General features: G+C 67.1%; 22 protein-coding genes. 20 read left to right on the forward strand and 2 right to left on the reverse strand.

Translation table 11 applies throughout. The features are described from left to right. Window positions 1-24: 24 nt before the first annotated feature. From K3M35_RS18090 to prfA, 6 genes are all read left to right on the forward strand, one after another. Complete coding sequence (locus K3M35_RS18090; RefSeq protein ID WP_016693794.1) at window positions 25-1,311, forward strand: homoserine dehydrogenase; 1,287 nt, start codon at window positions 25-27, stop codon at window positions 1,309-1,311. Then, on the forward strand, window positions 1,308-2,399 hold the full coding sequence (gene thrC, locus K3M35_RS18095; RefSeq protein WP_006552580.1) for a threonine synthase: 1,092 nt from the start codon (window positions 1,308-1,310) through the stop codon (window positions 2,397-2,399). The genes K3M35_RS18090 and thrC overlap by 4 nt, the downstream gene beginning before the upstream one ends. A 37-nt stretch (window positions 2,400-2,436) precedes the next feature. Continuing rightward, window positions 2,437-3,366, forward strand: coding sequence for a homoserine kinase (gene thrB / locus K3M35_RS18100; RefSeq protein ID WP_220666834.1), 930 nt, complete (start codon window positions 2,437-2,439; stop codon window positions 3,364-3,366). A 490-nt stretch (window positions 3,367-3,856) separates the two neighbouring features. Then, the gene (gene rho, locus K3M35_RS18105) at window positions 3,857-5,881 is read left to right on the forward strand and encodes a transcription termination factor Rho (RefSeq protein WP_220666839.1); all 2,025 of its coding nucleotides are present in this window, start codon (window positions 3,857-3,859) and stop codon (window positions 5,879-5,881) included. Window positions 5,882-6,003: 122 nt separating this feature from the next. After that, on the forward strand, window positions 6,004-6,237 hold the full coding sequence (gene rpmE, locus K3M35_RS18110; RefSeq protein ID WP_006552583.1) for a 50S ribosomal protein L31: 234 nt from the start codon (window positions 6,004-6,006) through the stop codon (window positions 6,235-6,237). An 87-nt stretch (window positions 6,238-6,324) separates the two neighbouring features. Next, window positions 6,325-7,404: a peptide chain release factor 1 gene (gene prfA / locus K3M35_RS18115; RefSeq protein WP_006552584.1), complete on the forward strand. Its 1,080-nt coding sequence runs from the start codon at window positions 6,325-6,327 to the stop codon at window positions 7,402-7,404. Window positions 7,405-7,431: 27 nt separating this feature from the next. Here the strand turns inward: prfA and K3M35_RS18120 are convergent, their stop codons facing one another. Next, the gene (locus K3M35_RS18120) at window positions 7,432-7,905 is read right to left on the reverse strand and encodes a hypothetical protein (RefSeq protein WP_006552585.1); all 474 of its coding nucleotides are present in this window, start codon (window positions 7,903-7,905) and stop codon (window positions 7,432-7,434) included. 184 nt (window positions 7,906-8,089) lie between these two features. Here K3M35_RS18120 and prmC point away from each other — a divergent pair, with 184 nt between their 5' ends. From prmC to K3M35_RS18185, 13 genes are all read left to right on the forward strand, one after another. Further along, window positions 8,090-9,013 carry a peptide chain release factor N(5)-glutamine methyltransferase gene (prmC, locus tag K3M35_RS18125; protein ID WP_006552586.1) on the forward strand — a complete coding sequence of 308 codons (924 nt, stop codon included), beginning with the start codon at window positions 8,090-8,092 and terminating at the stop codon, window positions 9,011-9,013. Between the two features lie 51 nt (window positions 9,014-9,064). Beyond that, window positions 9,065-9,727 (forward strand): L-threonylcarbamoyladenylate synthase, encoded by a 663-nt coding sequence (locus tag K3M35_RS18130; protein WP_024103704.1) that lies wholly within the window; start codon window positions 9,065-9,067, stop codon window positions 9,725-9,727. Window positions 9,728-9,746: 19 nt separating this feature from the next. Beyond that, window positions 9,747-10,952 (forward strand): MraY family glycosyltransferase, encoded by a 1,206-nt coding sequence (locus tag K3M35_RS18135; RefSeq protein ID WP_006552588.1) that lies wholly within the window; start codon window positions 9,747-9,749, stop codon window positions 10,950-10,952. An 11-nt stretch (window positions 10,953-10,963) separates the two neighbouring features. After that, complete coding sequence (locus K3M35_RS18140) at window positions 10,964-11,443, forward strand: hypothetical protein (RefSeq protein WP_006552589.1); 480 nt, start codon at window positions 10,964-10,966, stop codon at window positions 11,441-11,443. Window positions 11,444-11,852: 409 nt separating this feature from the next. Next, a complete protein-coding gene (gene atpB, locus K3M35_RS18145; RefSeq protein ID WP_006552590.1) occupies window positions 11,853-12,551 on the forward strand; it encodes a F0F1 ATP synthase subunit A in 699 nt (232 codons plus the stop codon). A gap of 90 nt (window positions 12,552-12,641) precedes the next feature. Continuing rightward, the gene (locus K3M35_RS18150) at window positions 12,642-12,890 is read left to right on the forward strand and encodes an ATP synthase F0 subunit C (protein WP_006552591.1); all 249 of its coding nucleotides are present in this window, start codon (window positions 12,642-12,644) and stop codon (window positions 12,888-12,890) included. 13 nt (window positions 12,891-12,903) lie between these two features. Beyond that, complete coding sequence (locus K3M35_RS18155) at window positions 12,904-13,467, forward strand: F0F1 ATP synthase subunit B (protein ID WP_006552592.1); 564 nt, start codon at window positions 12,904-12,906, stop codon at window positions 13,465-13,467. A 5-nt stretch (window positions 13,468-13,472) separates the two neighbouring features. Continuing rightward, the gene (locus K3M35_RS18160; RefSeq protein ID WP_024103705.1) at window positions 13,473-14,288 is read left to right on the forward strand and encodes a F0F1 ATP synthase subunit delta; all 816 of its coding nucleotides are present in this window, start codon (window positions 13,473-13,475) and stop codon (window positions 14,286-14,288) included. A gap of 60 nt (window positions 14,289-14,348) precedes the next feature. After that, entirely contained in the window at window positions 14,349-15,992 is a 1,644-nt protein-coding gene (gene atpA, locus K3M35_RS18165; protein WP_006552594.1) for a F0F1 ATP synthase subunit alpha, read from the forward strand. A gap of 48 nt (window positions 15,993-16,040) precedes the next feature. Next, window positions 16,041-17,024: a F0F1 ATP synthase subunit gamma gene (locus tag K3M35_RS18170; protein WP_006552595.1), complete on the forward strand. Its 984-nt coding sequence runs from the start codon at window positions 16,041-16,043 to the stop codon at window positions 17,022-17,024. A gap of 6 nt (window positions 17,025-17,030) precedes the next feature. Then, window positions 17,031-18,479: a F0F1 ATP synthase subunit beta gene (gene atpD / locus K3M35_RS18175; protein ID WP_016692470.1), complete on the forward strand. Its 1,449-nt coding sequence runs from the start codon at window positions 17,031-17,033 to the stop codon at window positions 18,477-18,479. Window positions 18,480-18,485: 6 nt separating this feature from the next. Continuing rightward, the gene (locus tag K3M35_RS18180) at window positions 18,486-18,854 is read left to right on the forward strand and encodes a F0F1 ATP synthase subunit epsilon (RefSeq protein ID WP_006552597.1); all 369 of its coding nucleotides are present in this window, start codon (window positions 18,486-18,488) and stop codon (window positions 18,852-18,854) included. A 75-nt stretch (window positions 18,855-18,929) separates the two neighbouring features. Then, window positions 18,930-19,328: a DUF2550 domain-containing protein gene (locus K3M35_RS18185; RefSeq protein ID WP_371683106.1), complete on the forward strand. Its 399-nt coding sequence runs from the start codon at window positions 18,930-18,932 to the stop codon at window positions 19,326-19,328. Window positions 19,329-19,338: 10 nt separating this feature from the next. Here the strand turns inward: K3M35_RS18185 and K3M35_RS18190 are convergent, their stop codons facing one another. Next, window positions 19,339-19,911, reverse strand: a complete 573-nt coding sequence (locus K3M35_RS18190; RefSeq protein ID WP_064062109.1) for a cob(I)yrinic acid a,c-diamide adenosyltransferase — start codon at window positions 19,909-19,911, stop codon at window positions 19,339-19,341. 58 nt (window positions 19,912-19,969) lie between these two features. On the opposite strand from K3M35_RS18190, the gene murA reads away from it, so the two are divergent. Continuing rightward, window positions 19,970-21,250, forward strand: coding sequence for a UDP-N-acetylglucosamine 1-carboxyvinyltransferase (gene murA / locus K3M35_RS18195; protein WP_019288974.1), 1,281 nt, complete (start codon window positions 19,970-19,972; stop codon window positions 21,248-21,250). The last annotated feature ends 460 nt before the right edge of the window (window positions 21,251-21,710 follow it).

Genomic DNA, 21,710 nt, shown 5'->3' on the forward strand with positions numbered 1-21,710 from the left:
ACCGATGCTTCGGGCCGGCGTCCGGTGGGTGTGGCGGTTCTCGGACATGGCACCGTCGGTGCCGAGGTCGCGCGGATCATCCGCGAGGACGCCGCGGATCTCGAGGCGCGCATCGGTGCCCCCCTCGAGCTGAGGGGCGTCGCCGTGCGCGACGCCGCCCGCGACCGGGGTCTTCCCGCGGAACTGGTCACGACGAACGCCGAGGCGCTGATCCGCCGCGACGACGTCGACATCGTCGTCGAGCTCATCGGTGGCATCGAACTGCCCCGCAAGCTCGTGCGCACGGCGCTCGACGCCGGCAAGTCCGTCGTCACCGCCAACAAGGCACTGCTCGCCGCCTACACCGGCGAACTGGCCGAGGTGGCCGAGGCCCGCAACGTCGACCTGTACTTCGAGGCGTCCGTGGCCGGCGCGATCCCGGTGATCCGCCCGCTTACCCAGTCGCTCGCGGGCGACAAGGTCAACCGGGTCGTCGGCATCGTCAACGGCACCACGAACTACATCCTCTCGGCCATGGACGAGACGGGCGCCGACTACGGCGAGACGCTCGCCGAGGCGGGCCGCCTCGGATACGCCGAGGCCGATCCCACCGCCGACGTCGAAGGCTTCGACGCCGCCTCGAAGGCGGCGATCCTCGCGTCGATCGCCTTCCACACCCGCGTGACGGCCGCCGACGTCTACCGCGAGGGCATCTCCTCGATCACCGCCGCCGACCTCACCTCGGCGCGCGCGCTCAACTGCACGATCAAGCTGCTCGCGCTGTGCGAGCGCGTCCCGTCCGCAGACGGCAAGGACCGCGTGTCTGCCCGGGTCTACCCGGCCCTCGTGCCCCGCGAGCACCCGCTGGCCTCGGTCAACGGCGCGTTCAACGCCGTCGTCGTCGAAGCGGAGTCCTCGGGTCGGCTCATGTTCTACGGCCAGGGTGCCGGTGGCGCCCCCACCGCCTCCGCCGTGATGGGCGACCTCGTGATGGCCGCCCGCAATCGGGTGCAGGGCGGTCGTGGTCCGCGTGAATCGAAGTACGCGCAGCTGGAAATCGCGCCCATGAGTGACATCCTCACCCGCTACTACGTCAATCTGAAGGTCGCCGACCGGGCCGGCGTGCTCTCCGCGGTCGCCGCCGAGTTCGCCACGCGGGGCGTGAGCATCGCAGCGGTCCGCCAGGAAGGCGCGGGCGACGCTGCCCGTCTGGTGGTACTCACCCATCAAGCCACCGACCGTGCGCTGGCGGATACCGTCGCAGCGCTCGACAAACTCGAATCCGTGATCGCTGTGACCAGCGTCCTGAGACTGGAGGGATCCGCCGAATGAGCGCGGCCGAGAAGAACACCACCCCCGTACACACGCCGTGGCCGGGCCTGATCGAGGCGTACCGTTCGCGCCTGCCGATCGGTGACGACTGGAAGACGGTCACGCTGCGCGAGGGTGGCACGCCGCTGCTCCCGGCTCCGCGCCTGTCGGAGATCACCGGCTGCGAGGTGCATGTCAAGGTCGAGGGTCTCAACCCCACCGGCTCGTTCAAGGACCGCGGTATGACCATGGCGGTCACCGAGGCCCTCGCGACCGGCAAGCAGGCGGTGCTGTGCGCGTCCACCGGCAACACCTCGGCCTCGGCCGCCGCCTACGCCGCGCGCGCCGGCATCGGCTGCGCGGTTCTCGTCCCGCAGGGCAAGATCGCGATGGGCAAGCTCGCCCAGGCCGTCATGCACGGCGCGAAGATAGTGCAGGTCGAGGGTAACTTCGACGACTGTCTGGAACTGGCACGCAAGACCACCGCGGAGTTCTCCACCATCGGTCTGGTCAACTCCGTGAACCCGGTGCGTATCGAGGGCCAGAAGACTGCCGCCTTCGAGATCGTCGACGCGCTCGGCGACGCCCCCGACGTGCATGTGCTGCCCGTCGGCAATGCCGGCAACATCACCGCCTACTGGAAGGGCTACAGCGAGTACGCCGCCGACGGCCTCAGCACGCGCCGCCCGCGCATGCTCGGCGTCCAGGCCGCTGGTGCCGCGCCGCTCGTCCTCGGCCATCCGGTGAAGGATCCCGAGACCATCGCGACCGCCATCCGCATCGGCGCTCCCGCATCGTGGAACGGCGCGGTGGCCGCCAAGGAGGAGTCGAACGGCGCATTCCGTGCGGCGACCGACGAGGAGATCCTCGAGGCGTACCGGCTGCTCGCGAAGTCCGAGTCGATCTTCGTCGAGCCGGCCTCGGCCGCCTCCATCGCAGGTCTGCTCGCCGCGAGCAAGGAAGGCTGGCTCGAGCGCGGCCTGAAGGTCGTGTGCACCGTGACCGGCAACGGTCTCAAGGACCCCGATACGGCCCTGCGCGACGTGCCCGTGGTCGAGCCCATCCCGGTCGACCCGGTCGCGGTCGCCTCCGCGCTCGAGTTGGCCTGAGTTGACCGCCACGCCTTCCTCCGTTGGGAATCAGGACATGACGCAGACGTTGCCCGTGGGGCTTTCGGTGACGGCACGGGTTCCCGCTTCGAGCGCGAATCTCGGTCCCGGCTTCGATTGTCTGGGTCTCGCCCTCGGTCTGTACGACGAGATCACCGTCACGACAACGGCTTCCGGGCTCGACGTGAAGGTGGAGGGGGAAGGCGCCCAGGAGGTTCCGTGGGGACCCTCCCATCTCGTGGTCCGTGCCGTCGAGCGGGGACTCGAGGCCGCCGGTGTGTGGGCGGACGGACTGGACGTCGTGTGCCACAACGTCATCCCGCACTCGCGTGGCCTGGGATCGTCCGCCTCGGCGGCGGTGGGAGGGCTGGCAGCGGCCAACGGGCTCGTCCGCAAGATCGCTCCCGAGCGCGTCCTCGACGACGAGCAGCTCGTGCAGCTCGCCTCCGAGTTCGAGGGCCATCCCGATAACGCCTCCGCGAGCGTCCTCGGTGGGGCAGTGGTGTCGTGGACCGAGGTCGAAGTCGACTCCGAACAGCGGACCTACCGCGCGGTGAGCCTGCGTGTGCACCCGGACATCAAGGCGTACGCCTTCGTCCCGTCGGTCCGTTCGTCGACGGCCCACACCCGGGGCCTGCTGCCCGAACTCGTCCCACATCGGGACGCGGCGTTCAACGTCAGCCGAGCGGCTCTCGCGGTCGTCGCGCTCACCGAGCGGCCCGAGCTGCTGATGCCGGCAACGCAGGATCTGCTCCACCAGGCCCAGCGGGCACCCGCACTCCCGCTCACCACCAAATGGGTGGCCGCACTGCGCGAGGCGGGCATCCCCGCCGTCGTCTCGGGTGCCGGGCCGACCATGCTCGCGCTCACGACCTCCGCGCTGCCCGACGAACTGCGGGCCACCGCCGAGGCCGACGAACTGGCGGTGCTCGAACTCGAGATCGCCGAGGGCGTCCAGGTCGACTGAGTAGACGCGCAGTGCTGGGGGACCGACGGATGGTGCCGGATGGAGGTCGACGGGTGGTGCAACACACACGTCCCATCCGGCACGGCGATTCTTGCTCTACGTACAGATCGTCGCTATTCTGTGGGGTGTCCGCACGTCGTGCGTATCAGTCGCCGGATTCTCCAGGGTAATCACTCCAGCTCCATCGGGGCGTCGAGCCTGGATCGATCCTCACCTGCTCCCGGATCCGGGAGGGGGACAGAGCGCACCTACCGGATTTCGGTGTGGTGGCGGACGTGCCGACCGTTCGTTTTCCCTGAACTCGTACGGCAAATCCCAGCTCAGTGGACGAACTGATCTGCGGGACGACCCCTCTGCTGCGCATGAGCGAGCGAGGGAAGGAAGGATCTCCGTGACAGATACGGACCTGATCACTACACCTGCTCTCGACATTCCCGAGGCCGGTAGCCGGACGACCACGCGCGGTCGCCGCGGAGCAGGCCTTTCGGGCATGGTGCTTGCCGAGTTGCGGACTCTTGCCGCCGAGCTCGGAATCAAGGGCACCTCCGGGATGCGCAAGGGTGATCTCATCGCTGCGATCAAGGAGAAGCAGGGAGGCGGCGCCGCCGCACCTGCCGAGCAGCCTGCAGCCGAGAAGACCGCTGCCCCCGAGAAGACCGACGCGGCAGCGAAGACCGAGACGGCGGGGAAGCCCGAGACTGCCGACAAGCCCGAGGGAGCACCCTCGCGTGGCACCCGCGGTCGCCGTGGCCGTGCCGCCACCGACGAGACCGCCGCGCCCGAGCAGAAGGCCGACGCCGCACCGGCCGAGCAGAAGGCCGACGCCGAACAGGCCGAGCAGAAGGCCGACGTGAAGCACGGTGAAGAAGGCTCGCAGGAGAAGCTGCAGGGCGGCCAGACCCCCAGTGGCGACAACGAATCCGACGGTAACCGCCGCGGCCGTGGCCGTCGCGGACGCCGCGGTGGCGACAACGCCGACCAGAACCAGCAGACCGAGGGTGCCGACGCGTCCGAGGACGGTCGCCAGGATCGCGACTCGCAGCGCGACAAGGTCCAGGATCGCGACTCGCACCGCGAGCGTGGCCAGGACCATAACTCCGGCGACGGCTCCTCGCGCCGCGACCGTAACCAGGGTGACCGCAACCAGGGTGACCGCAACCAGGGTGACCGCAACCAGGGCGACCGCAACCAGGACGCCGGCGATCGCGACGGCGGTAACCAGGGTCCGCGCCAGGGCCAGGACAACCGTGGGGGAGACGACGAGGAAGGTGGCCGCGGTCGCCGGGGTCGTCGCTTCCGTGAGCGTCGTCGTGGACGCGACCGCGGCGACAGCGGTTCGGACTCGCGCGAGCCCGAGATCCGCGAGGACGACGTCCTGCAGCCGGTCGCCGGCATCCTCGACGTCCTCGACAACTACGCGTTCGTCCGCACCTCCGGCTACCTCGCCGGCCCGAACGACGTGTACGTGTCGATGAACATGGTGCGCAAGAACGGCCTGCGCCGCGGCGACGCCATCACCGGCGCCGTGCGGGTCCCCCGTGAGGGCGAGCAAGGCAACCAGCGTCAGAAGTTCAACCCGCTGGTTCGTCTCGACACCGTCAACGGCCGCGAGGTCGACTCGGCCAAGCGCCGCCCCGAGTTCAACAAGCTCACGCCGCTGTACCCCAACCAGCGACTGCGCCTCGAGACCCAGCCGAACATCCTCACCACGCGCGTGATCGACCTGGTCATGCCGATCGGTAAGGGTCAACGTGCACTCATCGTGTCGCCGCCGAAGGCCGGTAAGACCACCGTCCTCCAGGACATCGCGAACGCGATCGCCGTCAACAACCCCGAGTGCTACCTGATGGTCGTGCTCGTCGACGAGCGTCCCGAAGAGGTCACCGACATGCAGCGTTCGGTGAAGGGTGAGGTCATCGCCTCGACCTTCGACCGGCCGCCGTCGGATCACACCTCGGTCGCCGAGCTCGCCATCGAGCGTGCGAAGCGTCTCGTGGAGATGGGCCAGGACGTCGTGGTGCTCCTCGACTCCATCACCCGTCTCGGCCGCGCGTACAACAACTCGTCGCCGGCATCCGGGCGCATCCTCTCCGGTGGTGTCGACTCGACCGCGCTGTACCCGCCGAAGCGTTTCCTCGGTGCCGCCCGCAACATCGAGAACGGCGGATCGCTCACGATCATCGCCACCGCGATGGTCGAGACCGGTTCCACCGGCGACACAGTGATCTTCGAGGAGTTCAAGGGCACGGGTAACGCCGAGCTCAAGCTCGACCGGAAGATCGCCGAGCGGCGCGTGTTCCCGGCGGTCGACGTCAACCCGTCCGGTACCCGCAAGGACGAGCTGCTCATGAGCCCCGACGAGTTCGCCGTGGTGCACAAGCTCCGCCGCGTGCTTTCGGGCCTCGATTCGCACCAGGCGATCGATCTGCTCATCGACCGGCTCAAGAAGTCCAAGACGAACATCGAGTTCCTCATGAATGTGGCGAAGACCGCACCGGGGGCACTCGACGACTGACGTCGGCGCCCCGGGGAATTTCCTCCCGGGGCCCTACGTTTGGCATAATCGGCAGGCTCAGTCCGGCTCCGGTTCACGTCTTCGACCCGCGAAGGCGACCCGGCGGCCATGAAAGGGACACCATGAAGGCAGGAATCCACCCCAACTACGTGACGACGACCGTCGTCTGCGGTTGCGGTAACACGTTCGAGACGCGCAGCACCAAGGAGTCGGGACGTATCAACGTCGAAGTCTGCTCCAACTGCCACCCGTTCTACACCGGCAAGCAGAAGATCCTCGATACCGGTGGACGCGTCGCGCGTTTCGAGGCTCGCTACGGCAAGCGTGCGCCGAAGAAGGCCGCTTCCGACAGCTAGCTGTCACGCCGACGCCCGGTACTGCCCTCGTGCAGGCCGGGCGTCGGCTTTTTCATTGCAAGACCGAAATCAGAGCGGAGCACACTCATGGCGGGGCAGACCAAGCCGTCGGCCATCGACGACATCCTGGCCGAACACGCGGGTCTGGAGCAGCAGCTGTCCGACCCGTCGCTGCACGACGATCCTGCGGCAGCGCGTCGGGTGGGCAAGCGGTTCGCCGAACTCGCCCCCGTGATGTCGACCTACAACGCTCTGAAGCAGGCCCGCGAGGACCTCGAGGCGGCGCGCGAACTCGCCGCCGACGACGCGACTTTCGCATCCGAGGTCGACGACCTCGAGGCGCAGGTCGCCGAGCTCGACCGCTCGCTCACCGACCTGCTCGCCCCGCGCGACCCGCACGACAGCGACGACGTGGTCCTCGAGGTCAAGTCCGGTGAGGGCGGCGAGGAATCCGCCCTGTTCGCCGGCGATCTCACCCGGATGTACACGCGCTACGCCGAACGTGCCGGTTGGCGCGTCGAGGTCCTCGGTGCCACCTACTCCGATCTCGGCGGCTACAAGGACGTCACGCTGTCGATCAAGTCGCGGACCGACGTGCGCGACGGCGTGTGGTCCCGCCTGAAGTTCGAGGGCGGCGTGCACCGCGTCCAGCGTGTGCCCGTCACCGAGTCGCAGGGACGCGTGCACACCTCCGCGGCCGGCGTCTTCGTCTACCCCGAGCCCGACGAGGTCGAGCAGGTGCAGATCGACGAGAGCGACCTGCGCATCGACGTCTACCGGTCGTCCGGCAAGGGTGGTCAGGGTGTCAACACCACCGACTCTGCCGTGCGCATCACGCACCTTCCCACCGGCATCGTGGTGACCTGCCAGAACGAACGCTCGCAGCTGCAGAACAAGGCCCGCGCGATGCAGGTCCTCGCGGCGCGCCTGCAGGCAGCGGCCGAAGAAGCTGCCGAGGCCGAGGCGTCAGCGGGTCGCGCCAGCCAGGTCCGGACCGTCGACCGGTCGGAGCGCATCCGCACCTATAACTTCCCGGAGAACCGGATCACCGATCACCGCATCGGCTTCAAGTCCCACAACCTCGACGCGGTGCTCGACGGCGAACTCGACGCACTGCTCGACGCCCTGGGCGCCGCAGACAGAGAGGCCCGGCTCGCGGCGGAGTAACCGCGAACCGGGCTCGTCGCCAGGGGATCAGGCAGGAGTGTCGTCGCCCTGACCGGCCTCGCCGTCCTCGACCGCCGCCGGTGGAACGTTCGTGAGATCGACGCCCGGCAGCAGGAAGCAGCCCTCGCCGCCGGCGTTCTGATGGGCACCCCAGACTGCGCTGACGACGAGTCCGTCACCGGTCTGGAGAGCGACGGCAGGTTCCTCCTCGTCGATTGCGTCCGGAAGGACACCACCGCCCAGCTGCAGCGTCCTCAGGTTCACCCAGCTGATCTGGCCTCCTCCGCTGCCCTCCTGCTCGATCTCGTACTCGATCTGGCCGGGCTCCGCGTCCTCCTCGGCGAGAGCGGTCTCCGTGTCGACCACGCCGATACCCGCCGGGCATCCGATGGGGATCGGCTGGAAGTCGATGGGCTCGGCACTCGCGAGAGCAGGGGCCGCGAAGGCGGTCGCACCCGCAGCGGCAAGGACGGTGATTCCACGCACAGTCCGCGTCTTCATGGAGCAATCCCTTTCTGTCGATGAAACCGACCGGAAGGTATCGGTCCTCGTTCGGGTGCCCATCCCGCCGTGCCGTCAATCACGTTGTCGGAAACACCCTCGATGTCCGGTCCGGGTGTTCTGCGTGCAATGCGAGGGCTACCTCGGCGTAGTGCAGGTACGAGGTCGTGGCACGCTGTAAGGCGTGAGCCGTCAACCTCTGCGCCTGGCCATCATCGAAGCGGCATCGGTCCTCGAGGAAGCCGGAGTCCCGAGTCCCCGGGTCGACGCCGAACTTCTCGCAGCGCACCTGCTCGGCATCGAGCGCGGGCGACTCGGTCTGGTCCCGCTCGTCGAGGCGACGACCATCGACGCCTACCGCTCGATGGTCGAACAGCGGGCGAAGCGGATTCCTCTGCAGTACATCACCGGCACCTCGCCGATGGGGGAGATCGACCTGGCAGTGGGGCCGGGGGTGTTCGTCCCGCGACCCGAGACGGAACTGCTGCTCGGCTGGGCGCTGGCCTTCCTCGAACGCCACGGCAGCCGCAACCCGGTCGTCCTCGACCTGTGCACCGGATCCGGCGCGCTGGCGCTGGCGATCGCGCATGCGCGTCCCGACGCCGAGGTCCACGCCGTCGAACTCGAAGCGAAGGCTCTCGCCTGGGCGCGTCGGAACGCCGAGACCCGCGCGGAGGAAGGGGACACCCCGATCCGGCTGTACCAGGGCGATGTCACCGACCGCATGCTGCTCACCAACCTCGAAGGCAGTGTCGACCTGGTGGTCGCCAACCCGCCCTACATCCCGGAAGGAGCCGACCTCGAACCCGAGGTGGTCGAACACGATCCGCACTCGGCGCTCTTCGGGGGAGCGGACGGACTGTCCGTCATCCGGCCCATGGTTTCCAACATTGCGCGGTGGCTGCGGATCGGGGGAGCGGCAGCGGTCGAGCACGACGACACGCACAGCCTGCTGGTCGCCGAACTGTTCGAGCAGCGTCGGGTGTTCGGCGACGTCGTGCGGCACCCCGACCTCGCCGGGAAGGCCCGCTTCGTGACCGCGCACCGTGTTCCCACGGCGGTGGAGGCCGACCGCATGAAGTCGGTACGGTCTGCGGCGGACGGCTGACGGGCAGGACCCGTCCGGTGCCGATTGCGGCCGAAGTGGAAGGATGAGCGCGTGAGCACCGTGTACGACTGCAACAACGAAGCTTCGCGCGCCGCCGGACTCAACGCGGCGCGCGGCGCACTCAAGGCCGGACGACTCGTCGTCGTACCCACCGACACGGTGTACGGCATCGCTGCCGACGCCTTCGACTCCGACGCCGTAACGGCGCTCCTGCGCGCGAAGGGGCGCGGCCGCGACATGCCGGTGCCGGTCCTCGTCGGCTCCTGGACGACCATCGACGGTCTCGTCGCCTCGGTGCGTCCCGAGGCGCGGGAGTTGATCCGCGCGTTCTGGCCGGGCGGACTCAGCCTCGTGGTGCACCAGGCACCGTCCCTGGCCTGGGATCTCGGCGACACCCGCGGCACCGTCATGCTCCGCATGCCGCTGCACCCCGTCATCCTGGAACTGCTGCGCGAGGTCGGTCCGCTCGCGGTCTCCAGCGCCAACGTCTCCGGTCGGCCCCCCGCCACGAACGTCACCGAGGCGCGCGAGCAACTCGGAGCATCGGCGAGTGTCTATCTCGACGGTGGCCCGGCAGAGCACGGGGTCGCATCGACGATCGTCGACCTCACGGGCGACCGCCCACGCATCCTGCGCGAGGGTGCGGTGACGGCCGAAGCACTCGCGGAGGTGCTCGGCGACGATCCCGAGCGCCTTCGGTCCGGCGGGGAGTAGCGGCGGAGGAACGGAGCACGTGACTGCAGCCGACACCACCGCCGTACTGCTCGCCCAGGCCGGGCGCGGCGCCGGCGTTCCCATCCGGGAGCTTCTCCTCGTCCTGCTCACCGCCGCGGTGGTGACCTTCCTCGCGACCGGTGTGGTGCGGATCCTGGCGCTGAAGTTCGGAGCGGTCGCCGTTCCCCGCGACCGCGACGTGCACGTGACCCCGACCCCGCGGATGGGTGGGGTCGGCATGTACATCGGCCTCGTCGCGGGAATCGTCTTCGCTCAGCAATTGCCTGCCCTGACAAGGGGTTTCGAATTCACCCCGGATATGGGGGCGGCGCTCGCCGCGGCCTCGATCATCGTCGTCGTCGGCATCGTCGACGACCGGTGGGGACTCGACGCGCTCACCAAGTTCGTCGGCCAGGTCACCGCGGCCGGCGTGCTCGTGATCATGGGCGTGAGCTGGATCGTCATCTACGACCCGTTCAGTGCCTCGACACTCGTACTCGACCAGCTCCAGGGCGGTCTCATCACCGTCGCCGTCGCCGCGGTGACGATCAACGCGATGAACTTCGTCGACGGGCTCGACGGACTCGCGGCCGGACTGGGTCTCATCGCCGCACTCGCGATCTGCGCGTTCTCCGTGGGTCTGCTGCTCGATCAGGGCGGCGACGTCTCCGCCTACCCGCCGGCCCTCATGGCCGCGGCCCTCGCCGGCGCCTGCCTCGGCTTCCTGCCGCACAACTTCCAGCCCGCCAAGATCTTCATGGGCGACTCCGGGTCCATGCTCATCGGTCTCATGCTCGCCGCAATCTCCACAAGCGCCTCGGGCCTCATCCCGCTCAGCGCCTACGGTTCGCGCGACCTGCTCGGTCTGCTCTCGCCGCTGATCCTGGTCGGTGCCGTGATGTTCATCCCGATCCTCGACCTGCTCCTCGCGATCGTGCGGCGCACCCGGGCCGGCGTCAGCCCCTTCAGCCCCGACAAGATGCACCTCCACCACCGCCTGCTGCAGATCGGGCACTCGCACCGTCGCGTGGTGCTGCTGCTCTACCTGTGGGTCGGAATCCTGGCCTTCGGGGCTGTCGGTTCCTCGCTGCTCGACCGGCGGGCGGTGGTGTTGATCCTCGCGGGCGGTCTCGTGTTCGCCCTCGTCGTGACCGCTGTGCCGTCGCTGCGGCGGCACGACGAGTCGGGGGAGACGCCGCCGGAGCACTCCCGAGAGGTCGGTTAGGCTCGGATATCGTGACGAACCCGGATCATCCCGAACCCGACCACGGCCTGCCCTCGCTGCCCGACCCGATCGCGCCGATGCGCGCGGCCGTGCGGTACGGCGCCCTCGGTCTTCTCGCGCTCGCCGTCGTGGCGTCGGTGATCTCGGTGCTCGTCGCCGGGATGCCCGGTCTGTGGGGTGCACTCATCGGAGCGGCCGTCGGCGGAGGGTTCATCCTCTTCACCGCACTCGGCGTTCTCCTGACGTCGAAGATGCCGGCGATGACCGCCGGAGCCGTACTTCTCGGCACCTGGCTGCTGAAGCTGATCCTCGCCATCGTCGTGATGGGCTCGCTCGACTCGCTCGACTTCTACAACCGCAACGCGCTCGTCCTCACCATCGTGTTCGCCCTGGTCATCGTTCTGGGAGCCGAGACCTACGGGGTGCTCTCGCAACGTGCCCTGTACGTCGATCCCCAGGCGTCGTCCGGATCCGACAACGACGATCGGTAGTAGCACCGCTTGTCCATAACCCCCCACGTAGGAACCCACCTACGCACTGTCGTAGAGCAGTTGGTAGGGTGAGTTCTACGAGAGTGACGCTGCCCGCATCGGGTTCGAAGAGGGTGCGCAGTTGTGACTTCGTAGGCGGTCGTGTTCAAATGGCCGCCGAGTCGACGAGAGTCGCCGACACCGGCAGGAAGCGGGACCGTTCACGCGGTTCGGACCACTGGCGAATACGCGAGCCGACCTGGTCGACTTCTGGATCGTCAATGTCCGATCGAACCGCAGACGGCATGCCTGCGGCCGACTACGGGAGAGAGCGCTGAGCGTCACCACCTTGGCAGCCGGAGAATTCCACGCGCCGTCACTAGCTGATTTTTTCCCACCGGCAGTCCTGTTCGAAGGAACCCCCTTCGAGATGGACCGGTTGATGCTCATCCGCGTCGCCGTCGCCCTGATCGTCGCGCTGTTCTTCTTCTTCGCGTTGCGGAGTCCGAAGATCGTGCCGCGGGGCGTGCAGAACGTCGCCGAGATCATGCTCGACTTCGTCCGGATCCACATCGCCGAGGACATCCTCGGTAAGGAACAGGGACGCCGGTTCCTCCCGGTGATCGTCACCATCTTCTTCCTGGTGGTCGGTCTGAACCTGACATCGGTCATCCCGTTCCTCAACATCTCGTCCAACGCACGAATCGGTATGCCGATCGTGCTCGCGGCACTCGCCTACATCGTCTTCAACTATGTGGGCATCAAGAAGTACGGATTCTTCCGCTACGTCAAGAGCAGCATCGTCATCCCGAACCTGCCGCCCGCTCTCCACGTGCTGGTGATCCCGATCGAGTTCGTCTCGACGTTCATTCTGCGGCCGTTCACGCTGACCATTCGTCTCATGGCCAACATGCTGGCCGGTCACATCATGCTCGTGCTGTTCTTCAGTGCCACGCAGTTCTTCTTCTTCGATTCCGACGGCTTCATGAAGGTGTTCGGCATCGGTTCTCTCATCGGCGGAATCGCGTTCACCTTCTTTGAGCTCCTGGTGATCGTCCTGCAGGCCTACATCTTCGCGCTGCTCACCGCGGTGTACATCGACCTGGCCCTGCACGCCGAAGAGCACTAGCTCGACGAACGGCACGACCCACATCTACACAAAGACTGACTCGGTTGCCGACTCCCGGGGCCGAGCCACAAGAAAGGGAATGGAACACCAATGAGCGTTGCGCTTCAGGCAGCAGACGTCCTCGCCCAGGAGACCACGATCTCGGGTGCAGGCGCCATCGGCTACGGCCTCGCCGCCATCGGCCCCGGCATCGGCATCGGCATCGTCGTCGGCAAGGCGATCGAGGGCATGGCTCGTCAGCCCGAGATGGCCGGCCAGCTGCGCACCACGATGTTCCTCGGTATCGCCTTCACCGAGGCCCTCGCGCTGATCGGCATCGTCGCCGGCTTCATCTTCTGATCCGACGATCACAATGGCTGACAGCATCCTGATCCTCGCGGCAGAGGAAGGGGAGACTCCCAATCCCCTTCTCCCCGCGACATACGACATCGTCTGGTCGCTGGTCGCCCTGATCCTCGTCGGATTCGTCTTCTGGAAGTTCGTGCTTCCGATGTTCCAGAAGGTGCTCGACGAGCGTTCGGAGCTGATCGAAGGCGGCATCAAGAAGGCAGAGGAAGCTCAGGCGGAGGCTGCGGCCGCGCTCGAGCAGTACCGTAGCCAGCTCGCCGAGGCTCGCACCGAGGCGGCGCAGATCCGTGAAGAGGCCCGTGCACAGGGCCAGCAGATCATCGCCGACATGAAGGCGCAGGCCCAAGAGGAGAGCGACCGTATCGTCGCCGCCGGTCACAACCAGCTGCAGGCCCAGCGCCAGCAGATCGTGGCCGAGCTGCGTAGCGATCTCGGACGCAGCTCCGTGGATCTCGCCGAGAAGATCCTCGGCGAAGCGCTCGCGGACGACGTGAAGCGTGCCGGCTCGATCGATCGGTTCCTCGACGAACTCGACTCCCTCAGCGCTGACTCTGCATCCGGAAAGTGAGCACCATGTACGCAGCAAGCCGTGAGGCACTCGCTCATACGCGTTCCGCGTTGCAGTCCGCCCTGGGCTCGGGTGCCGCGACTGCCGCTGCGGCTCAGGCCGGTTCCGAACTCTTCTCGGTGGTCGAGGCGCTCGACAGCCAGCGCGCCCTCCGGACCGCGCTGGCCGACGCCTCGGCCCCGGCTGCCGTTCGCGAGCGGCTGGCCGAGCAGGTCTTCGGCGGCAAGGTTTCGGCCCAGACCCTCGCGACCGTCAAGGCCGCAGCGGGACAGGACTGGTCGGCACAGTCCGACCTGACCGACTCGCTCGTCCAGCTCGGCCGTGAGGCACTGCTGAAGGCCGCAGCGGACCAGGACCAGCTCGACACCGTCGAGGACGAACTGTTCCGCCTCGGTCGCATCGTGGCAGGCGACCCGGAGCTCGAGCAGACGCTCTCGGATCGCAGCACCCCGGCTTCGGCCAAGCGTGATCTGCTGACGCGCCTGCTGTACGGCAAGGTCACCGCAGTCACCGAGGCGCTGGCGGTCCACGCGGTCGGTCGGCTGAGCAAGTCGCCGGCCGAGACGTTCGACGAGTTGTCGGCGCTCGCCGCGGCCCAGCGGGACCGTGCCGTCGCGCACGTCCGCAGCGCGGCACCGCTCGATGCGAAGCAGGAGGAGCGGCTCACCGCGACCCTGACCCGCATCTACGGGAAGCCTGTGACGGTTCACGTCGAGGTCGATCCCGAGCTTCTCAGTGGATTGGTCGTCCGGGTGGGCGACGAGGTCATCGACGGTAGTGCCGCGGGTCGACTCGCTGCAGTGCGCAAGAGCCTCACGTAGTCCACTACCGAACACACACATAGATCTTTTCGAAGACCAGATACCGAGAGCAGGAAGAACATGGCGGAGCTGACGATCTCCTCCGACGAGATCCGTAGCGCGATTGACAATTACACCGCGAGCTACTCCCCGGAGGCCTCCCGCGAGGAGGTCGGCGTGGTCGTCGACACCAGTGACGGCATCGCGCACATCAGCGGTCTGCCGTCGGCGATGGCCAACGAGCTGCTGGAGTTCCCCGGTGGCGTCCTCGGCGTGGCCCTCAACCTCGAGGCCACCGAGATCGGTGCCGTTATCCTGGGCGACTTCCAGACCATCGAGGAAGGCCAGGAAGTCAAGCGGACCGGCGACGTTCTGTCGGTGCCGGTGAGCGACAACTTCCTCGGTCGAGTCGTGAACCCGCTCGGTCAGCCGATCGACGGCCTCGGCGACATCGAAGCCGATGAGACCCGCGCCCTCGAGCTGCAGGCCGCGACCGTGCTGGAGCGCCAGCCGGTCGAGGAGCCGCTGCAGACCGGCATCAAGGCCATCGACGCGATGACCCCGATCGGCCGTGGCCAGCGTCAGCTCGTGATCGGCGACCGCAAGACGGGCAAGACCGCCGTCTGCATCGACGCGATCCTGAATCAGAAGGCGAACTGGGAGACCGGCGACCCGAAACAGCAGGTCCGCTGCATCTACGTCGCGATCGGCCAGAAGGGCTCGACCATCGCGGGTGTCAAGCAGGCACTCGAGGAGAACGGCGCGATGGAGTACACCACCATCGTCGCGGCTCCGGCCTCCGACTCCGCCGGCTTCAAGTGGCTCGCCCCCTACACCGGTTCGGCCCTCGGCCAGCACTGGATGTACCAGGGCAAGCACGTCCTCATCGTGTTCGACGACCTGACCAAGCAGGCCGAGGCCTACCGCGCCATCTCGCTGCTGCTGCGTCGTCCGCCGGGCCGCGAGGCATACCCCGGCGACGTCTTCTACCTGCACTCGCGTCTGCTGGAGCGCTCCGCCAAGCTCTCCGACGAGCTCGGTGGCGGCTCGCTGACGGCCCTGCCGATCATCGAGACCAAGGCGAACGACGTGTCGGCCTACATCCCGACCAACGTCATCTCCATCACCGACGGCCAGGTCTTCCTCGAGTCCGACCTGTTCAACAAGGGTGTCCGCCCCGCCATCAACGTCGGTATCTCGGTTTCCCGAGTCGGTGGCGCCGCCCAGACCAAGGGCATGAAGAAGGTCTCCGGTTCGCTGCGTCTCGAGCTCGCGCAGTTCCGTGAGCTCGAAGGCTTCGCCGCCTTCGCCTCCGACCTCGACGCCGCGTCGAAGGCTCAGCTCGAGCGCGGTCAGCGTCTCGTCGAGCTCCTCAAGCAGGACCAGTACGCGCCCATCGCAGTCGAGGACCAGATCGTGTCGATCTACCTCGCCGGCGAAGGTGTCTTCGACTCGGTTCCGGTCGAGGACGTGCGTCGCTTCGAGACCGAGCTCCTCGAGGATCTGCACCGCAACGCCGCAGGCGTCTACGAGCAGATCGCCGGTGGCAAGGCCCTGTCCGACGAGTCGATCGAGGCCCTCCGCGCCGCGACCGCCAAGTTCAAGGAGGGCTTCATCGCCTCCGACGGCAGCCGTGTCGTGAACGAGGCAGAGGCCGAGGCCCTCGGTGCCGACGAGATCCAGCAGGAGCAGGTCTCCGTCAAGCGCACCACCGTTCGCAAGTGAGCGGGGAGTCCATGACCCAGCGTCCAGTGAAGGGAGTGTGATCGACGAATGGCGAACTTGCGCGAACTGCGCTCGCGGATCAAGTCGGTCAACTCGACCAAGAAGATCACCAAGGCGCAGGAACTGATCGCGACGTCGCGTATCACGAAGGCCCAGGCCCGAGTGGCAGCGTCCAAGCCGTACGCCGAGGAGATCACCAAGGTGCTCTCCGAGCTGGCGAGTGCGTCGGCCTCGTTGGATCACCCCCTGCTCAACGAGCGCGAGAACCCCAAGCGTGCCGCAGTGCTGGTCGTGACCAGCGACCGCGGTATGGCCGGCGGTTACAACTCCAACGTCCTCAAGGAAGCCGAGGAGCTGCGTCAGCTGCTCCTCAGCGAGGGCAAGGAGCCTGTGCTGTACGTGATGGGCGGTAAGGGCCTCGGCTACTACACGTTCCGTGAGCGTGAAGTGGCCGCTGCCTGGACGGGCTTCTCGCAGGACCCCCGTTACACGGACGCCGCGAAGGCGAGCCGTCACCTGGTCGAGCTGTTCATGGCGGGTTCGGGCACCGAGGTGCCCGCACCGAACGGCGAGGGCACCATCGAGGGCGTCGACGAACTGCACATCGTCTACACCCGCTTCGTGTCGATGCTGACCCAGACCCCCCAGGTTCGCAGAATGGCTCCGCTCGAAGTGAGCATCACCGAGGACGAGATCGACCTCGGCGAGGACATGCTCACCGACGGACGCCGCGCCACGGACAACGAGGGACCGCAGGCCGTGTACAACTTCGAGCCGGAGGCCGGAGTTCTGCTCGAGGCTCTCCTGCCGAAGTACATCAGCACGCGCATCTACGCGTCGCTGCTGGACGCGGCGGCCTCCGAGTCGGCAGCCCGTCGTACCGCCATGAAGGCCGCGACGGACAATGCCACGGAATTGGTGAACACCCTCAGCCGTCAGGCGAACCAGGCCCGGCAGGCCCAGATCACCCAGGAAATCAGCGAGATCGTCGGCGGTGCCGGTGCGCTCGCCTCGAGTGCAGGAAGTGACTGAACCACAATGACCGCAGCAGTAACCGACAACAACGCCGGTGCGGCGTCGGCCCTTGCCGGGCGCGTCGTCCGCGTCATCGGCGCCGTCGTCGACGTGGAATTCCCGCGTGGCGCCGTGCCCGAGCTGTTCAACGCCCTGCACGCAGAGGTCACTCTGCCGTCCGTGGCGAAGACCCTGACCCTCGAAGTCGCGCAGCACCTGGGTGACAACCTGGTCCGCACGATCTCGATGCAGCCCACCGACGGCCTGGTGCGTGGCGCCCCCGTCAGCGACACCGGCAAGCCGATCTCGGTTCCCGTCGGCGACGTCGTCAAGGGCCACGTGTTCAACGCGCTGGGCGACTGCCTCGACGCGCCGGGCACCGGACGCGACGGCGAGCAGTGGGGCATCCACCGCAAGCCCCCGGCCTTCGACCAACTCGAGGGCAAGACCGAGATCCTCGAGACCGGCATCAAGGTCATCGACCTGCTGACCCCGTACGTGAAGGGCGGCAAGATCGGTCTGTTCGGTGGTGCCGGTGTCGGCAAGACCGTTCTGATCCAGGAGATGATCACCCGTATCGCGCGTGAGTTCTCCGGTACGTCGGTGTTCGCCGGCGTCGGTGAGCGCACCCGTGAGGGCACCGACCTCCACCTCGAGATGGAAGAGATGGGCGTCCTCCAGGACACCGCCCTCGTCTTCGGCCAGATGGACGAGCCGCCGGGCACGCGTATGCGCGTCGCCCTGTCGGCCCTGACGATGGCGGAGTACTTCCGCGACGTCCAGGGACAGGACGTGCTCCTGTTCATCGACAACATCTTCCGCTTCACGCAGGCCGGCTCGGAGGTTTCGACCCTCCTCGGCCGTATGCCGTCGGCCGTGGGTTACCAGCCCACGCTCGCGGACGAGATGGGTGAGCTCCAGGAGCGCATCACCTCGACGCGTGGCCGCTCGATCACCTCGCTGCAGGCGATCTACGTGCCCGCCGACGACTACACCGACCCCGCGCCGGCCACGACGTTCGCTCACCTCGATGCGACCACCGAGCTCTCGCGTCCGATCTCGCAGATGGGTATCTACCCCGCTGTGGACCCGCTGACGTCGACCTCGCGAATCCTCGAGCCGGGCATCGTCGGTGCCGACCACTTCCGGGTGGCCAACGAGGTCAAGCGCATCCTGCAGAAGTACAAGGAACTGCAGGACATCATCGCCATCCTCGGTATGGACGAGCTCTCCGAAGAAGACAAGGTCACGGTCGCCCGTGCCCGTCGTCTCCAGAAGTTCCTCGGCCAGAACTTCATCGTCGCCGAGAAGTTCACGGGTCAGCCGGGTTCGGTCGTGCCGCTCGCCGACACCATCGAGGCCTTCGACCGCGTGTGCAAGGGCGAGTTCGACCACCTGCCCGAGCAGGCGTTCAACAGCTGCGGTGGACTCGACGACGTCGAGGCTGCAGCCAAGAAGATCGCCGGAAAGTAGGCCACCGTGGCTGAGATGAGCGTGGACATCGTTGCCGTCGAGGAGCGTGTGTGGTCCGGATCGGCGACTCTCGTCACCGCCCAGACCACCGAGGGCGAGATCGGCATCATGCCCGGTCACGAGCCCGTGCTCGGCCAGCTCGTCGAGGGTGGCGTCGTGTCCGTCAGGACCGCGGACGGTGAGCGGATCGTCATGGCCGTCCATGGCGGATTCCTCTCGGTGACCGCGACGACGGTGACGGTGCTCGCCGAAGCCGCCGACCGCGTGGAGGACATCGACGTCGAGGCAGCCAAGTCGACTCTGAACGATGCAGATCGTGACGAGTCGGAGATCGCAGCGGCCCGCGGCCGCCTGCGGGCTGTCGAACGAGCCTGATCGTCGAACAACGAGAAGCCGCGACGGAGCCGACGAGCAGTGTCACCTGGATTTCTGATTCTCAGTATCCTTGTGGTGCTGCTCGCGGTCTCCGTCGCGGCTTTGTTGTACCGCCTCTTTGCCCTGCGCGGCGGGGGTACCGCCGCCATTCTGCGAGTGATGCCTCAGAACGAGGGTTCCGGCTGGAGGCACGGAATCGTTCGGTACGGCGACGAGACACTCGCGTTCTACAAGCTTTCGAGCCTTCGGCCCGGACCCGACGTACGACTGACCCGTCAGGGCATCGATGTGCGTTCGCGACGGAAGCCGGAAGGCAGTGAATTCGACATCATGACCGAGGACATCGTGATCCTCGATGTGATCGACCGCGACGACTCGTACGAGATCGCGCTCGACAGCGGCGCTTTGATGGCCTTCATGTCCTGGGTCGAATCCAGGCCCGACGGCCGGTCGCAGCGCCGCCGCCCCCTCTAGAGGGACTTCCTCACGCGCCCGCTCCCGGCTTCCACAGCACGTCGCCGTCCGGGTTCGCGATCCGGCCCAGGATGAACAGCAGATCCGAGAGCCGGTTCAGGTACTTCGCGGGCAGGACGTTCGTGTCGTCGGGAGCCGCGTCCACCGCCGCCCACGCCGACCGTTCCGCACGTCGTGCCACCGTCCTGGCGGTGTGCAACAGAGCCGCCCCCGGCGTGCCGCCCGGAAGAATGAACGAGTTGAGCGGTTCCAGCTCCTCGTTGAATTCGTCGCACCAGCCCTCGAGCCGGTCGATGTACTGCTGGGTGATCCGCAGCGGCGGGTACTTCGGGTTCTCGACCACGGGCGTCGACAGATCCGCGCCGGCATCGAAGAGATCGTTCTGAATCTGTCGGAGTACCGGGATGAGCCGTTCCGGGAGCGCTCCCAGTGCGAGGGCCACACCGATCGCCGCGTTGGTCTCGTCGCAATCGGCGTAGGCGACCAGACGAGGATCGTTCTTCGAGACGCGCGAGAAGTCGCTGAGCCCCGTTGTTCCGTCGTCTCCGGTGCGCGTATAGATCCGTGTCAGGTGGACTGCCATGCGCGTCACGGTACCGGCTCTGCTCTTCCCGCGGACACGCCCGTTACGCTGTGTCGTTGTGAGTGAACGCTTTCTTGTCACAGGTGGGAACCGCCTTTCCGGCGACGTCGTCGTCGGGGGTGCCAAGAACAGCGTCCTCAAGTTGATGGCTGCGGCGCTGCTCGCCGAGGGCACCACCACGATCACCAACTGCCCCGACATCCTCGACGTGCCCCTGATGGCCGACGTCCTGCGTGGACTCGGCTGCGAGGTCGAACTCGAAGGCGACGCCGTACGCATCACGACGCCTGCCGAACCCGAGTACCGCGCAGACTTCGCGGCAGTGCGGCAGTTCCGGGCGTCGGTCTGCGTACTCGGCCCGCTGGTTGCACGCTGCCGCAAGGCGATCGTGGCGCTGCCCGGCGGCGACGCCATCGGCTCCCGTCCGCTCGACATGCACCAGGCGGGTCTGCGACTGCTCGGCGCCCATTCGTCGATCGAGCACGGATGCGTCGTCGCGGAAGCGGACGATCTGCACGGTGCCACCATCCGTCTGGCGTTCCCTTCGGTGGGAGCGACAGAGAACATCCTCATGGCCGCGGTCCTCGCCAAGGGGGACACGACAATCGACAACGCGGCCCGCGAACCCGAGATCGTCGACCTGTGCAACATGCTCGTCCGCATGGGGGCACGGATCACCGGTGCGGGCAGTACGACGCTGCGGGTCTCGGGAGTCTCGTCCCTCCGTCCCACCGAGCACCGGTGCATCGGCGACCGGATCGTTGCGGCGACGTGGGGGATCGCAGCTGTGATGACGCGGGGCGATATCGCCGTCCGTGGCGTCAATCCGAAGCATCTCGCGTTGGTGCTGGACAAGTTGCGCAGTGCCGGCGCCGAAGTCATGCCGTTGGCAGACGGATTCCACGTCGTGCAGAAGGAGCGGCCCCGTGCCGTCAACTTCGCGACGCTGCCGTATCCGGGATTCCCCACCGACCTGCAGCCCATGGCCATCGGTCTCGCGGCCATCGCCGACGGGACGTCGATGATCACCGAGAACGTCTTCGAAGCACGGTTCCGGTTCGTCGAGGAGATGGTGCGTCTCGGAGCGGACGCCCGCACCGACGGCCACCACGCGGTCGTGCGGGGAGTGGAGCAGTTGTCGAGTGCTCCCGTGTGGGCATCGGACATTCGTGCGGGCGCAGGTCTGGTGCTCGCCGGCCTGTGTGCGGACGGGGTCACGGAAGTGCACGACGTCTACCACATCGACCGTGGTTATCCGCGGTTCGTCGAGATCCTCCAGGAGCTCGGCGGAACCATCGAGCGGGTGGGTGTCGAGGAAGGCCGACTCCTGTCTCACTAGGGAGGAAACCCTGTTCGGGCCCTGTGTCCGGCGTCACCGGAAGCGATTTCGGTCCGGTCGGCGCCTCTCGGAGACATTCACCTGGGCTTTTCTCGAGGACTACCACCTCTGACCAGGCGATTTGGCAGGGAGTTGATCCTCGCGTAACTTATTCCAGGTCAGAGCGACACGGACACCGACCCGGGCCGAGAGGAACGGGACAACGAGGTTGGACGAAGGCGCCTGAACTTGGTTACGAGCCCGCGATTCTTCTGGTAAGGTCGGTGGCCCCGGAGGTCGAAGAGACCTCCTGATGGACAATCACCCCGGAGTGAACGAACCGGAAGGTTCGGGAGCGATGGTGTGTGCGTGTTCTTTGAGAACTCAACAGTGTGCCGATGAATGTCAGTGCCAAATAATATTTGGTGCGGCCACTTCACTTTTGTGGGTGGTTGTTGCTGGACATCGCATTCTTCCGTCT

It is taken from the genome of Rhodococcus sp. DMU2021 (genome assembly GCF_019641445.1).
In the GTDB taxonomy this organism is placed as follows: Bacteria; Actinomycetota; Actinomycetes; order Mycobacteriales; family Mycobacteriaceae; genus Rhodococcus; species Rhodococcus pyridinivorans.

Coding starts and splice junctions, on each gene's coding strand:
- thrC (WP_006552580.1), top strand. CDS start 1,308: ATGAGCGCGGCCGAGAAGAACACCACCCCCGTACACACGCCGTGGCCG.
- thrB (WP_220666834.1), top strand. CDS start 2,437: ATGACGCAGACGTTGCCCGTGGGGCTTTCGGTGACGGCACGGGTTCCC.
- rho (WP_220666839.1), top strand. CDS start 3,857: ATGGTGCTTGCCGAGTTGCGGACTCTTGCCGCCGAGCTCGGAATCAAG.
- rpmE (WP_006552583.1), top strand. CDS start 6,004: ATGAAGGCAGGAATCCACCCCAACTACGTGACGACGACCGTCGTCTGC.
- prfA (WP_006552584.1), top strand. CDS start 6,325: ATGGCGGGGCAGACCAAGCCGTCGGCCATCGACGACATCCTGGCCGAA.
- K3M35_RS18120 (WP_006552585.1), bottom strand. CDS start 7,905: ATGAAGACGCGGACTGTGCGTGGAATCACCGTCCTTGCCGCTGCGGGT.
- atpB (WP_006552590.1), top strand. CDS start 11,853: ATGGACCGGTTGATGCTCATCCGCGTCGCCGTCGCCCTGATCGTCGCG.
- K3M35_RS18150 (WP_006552591.1), top strand. CDS start 12,642: ATGAGCGTTGCGCTTCAGGCAGCAGACGTCCTCGCCCAGGAGACCACG.
- K3M35_RS18155 (WP_006552592.1), top strand. CDS start 12,904: ATGGCTGACAGCATCCTGATCCTCGCGGCAGAGGAAGGGGAGACTCCC.
- K3M35_RS18160 (WP_024103705.1), top strand. CDS start 13,473: ATGTACGCAGCAAGCCGTGAGGCACTCGCTCATACGCGTTCCGCGTTG.
- atpA (WP_006552594.1), top strand. CDS start 14,349: ATGGCGGAGCTGACGATCTCCTCCGACGAGATCCGTAGCGCGATTGAC.
- K3M35_RS18170 (WP_006552595.1), top strand. CDS start 16,041: ATGGCGAACTTGCGCGAACTGCGCTCGCGGATCAAGTCGGTCAACTCG.
- atpD (WP_016692470.1), top strand. CDS start 17,031: ATGACCGCAGCAGTAACCGACAACAACGCCGGTGCGGCGTCGGCCCTT.
- K3M35_RS18190 (WP_064062109.1), bottom strand. CDS start 19,911: ATGGCAGTCCACCTGACACGGATCTATACGCGCACCGGAGACGACGGA.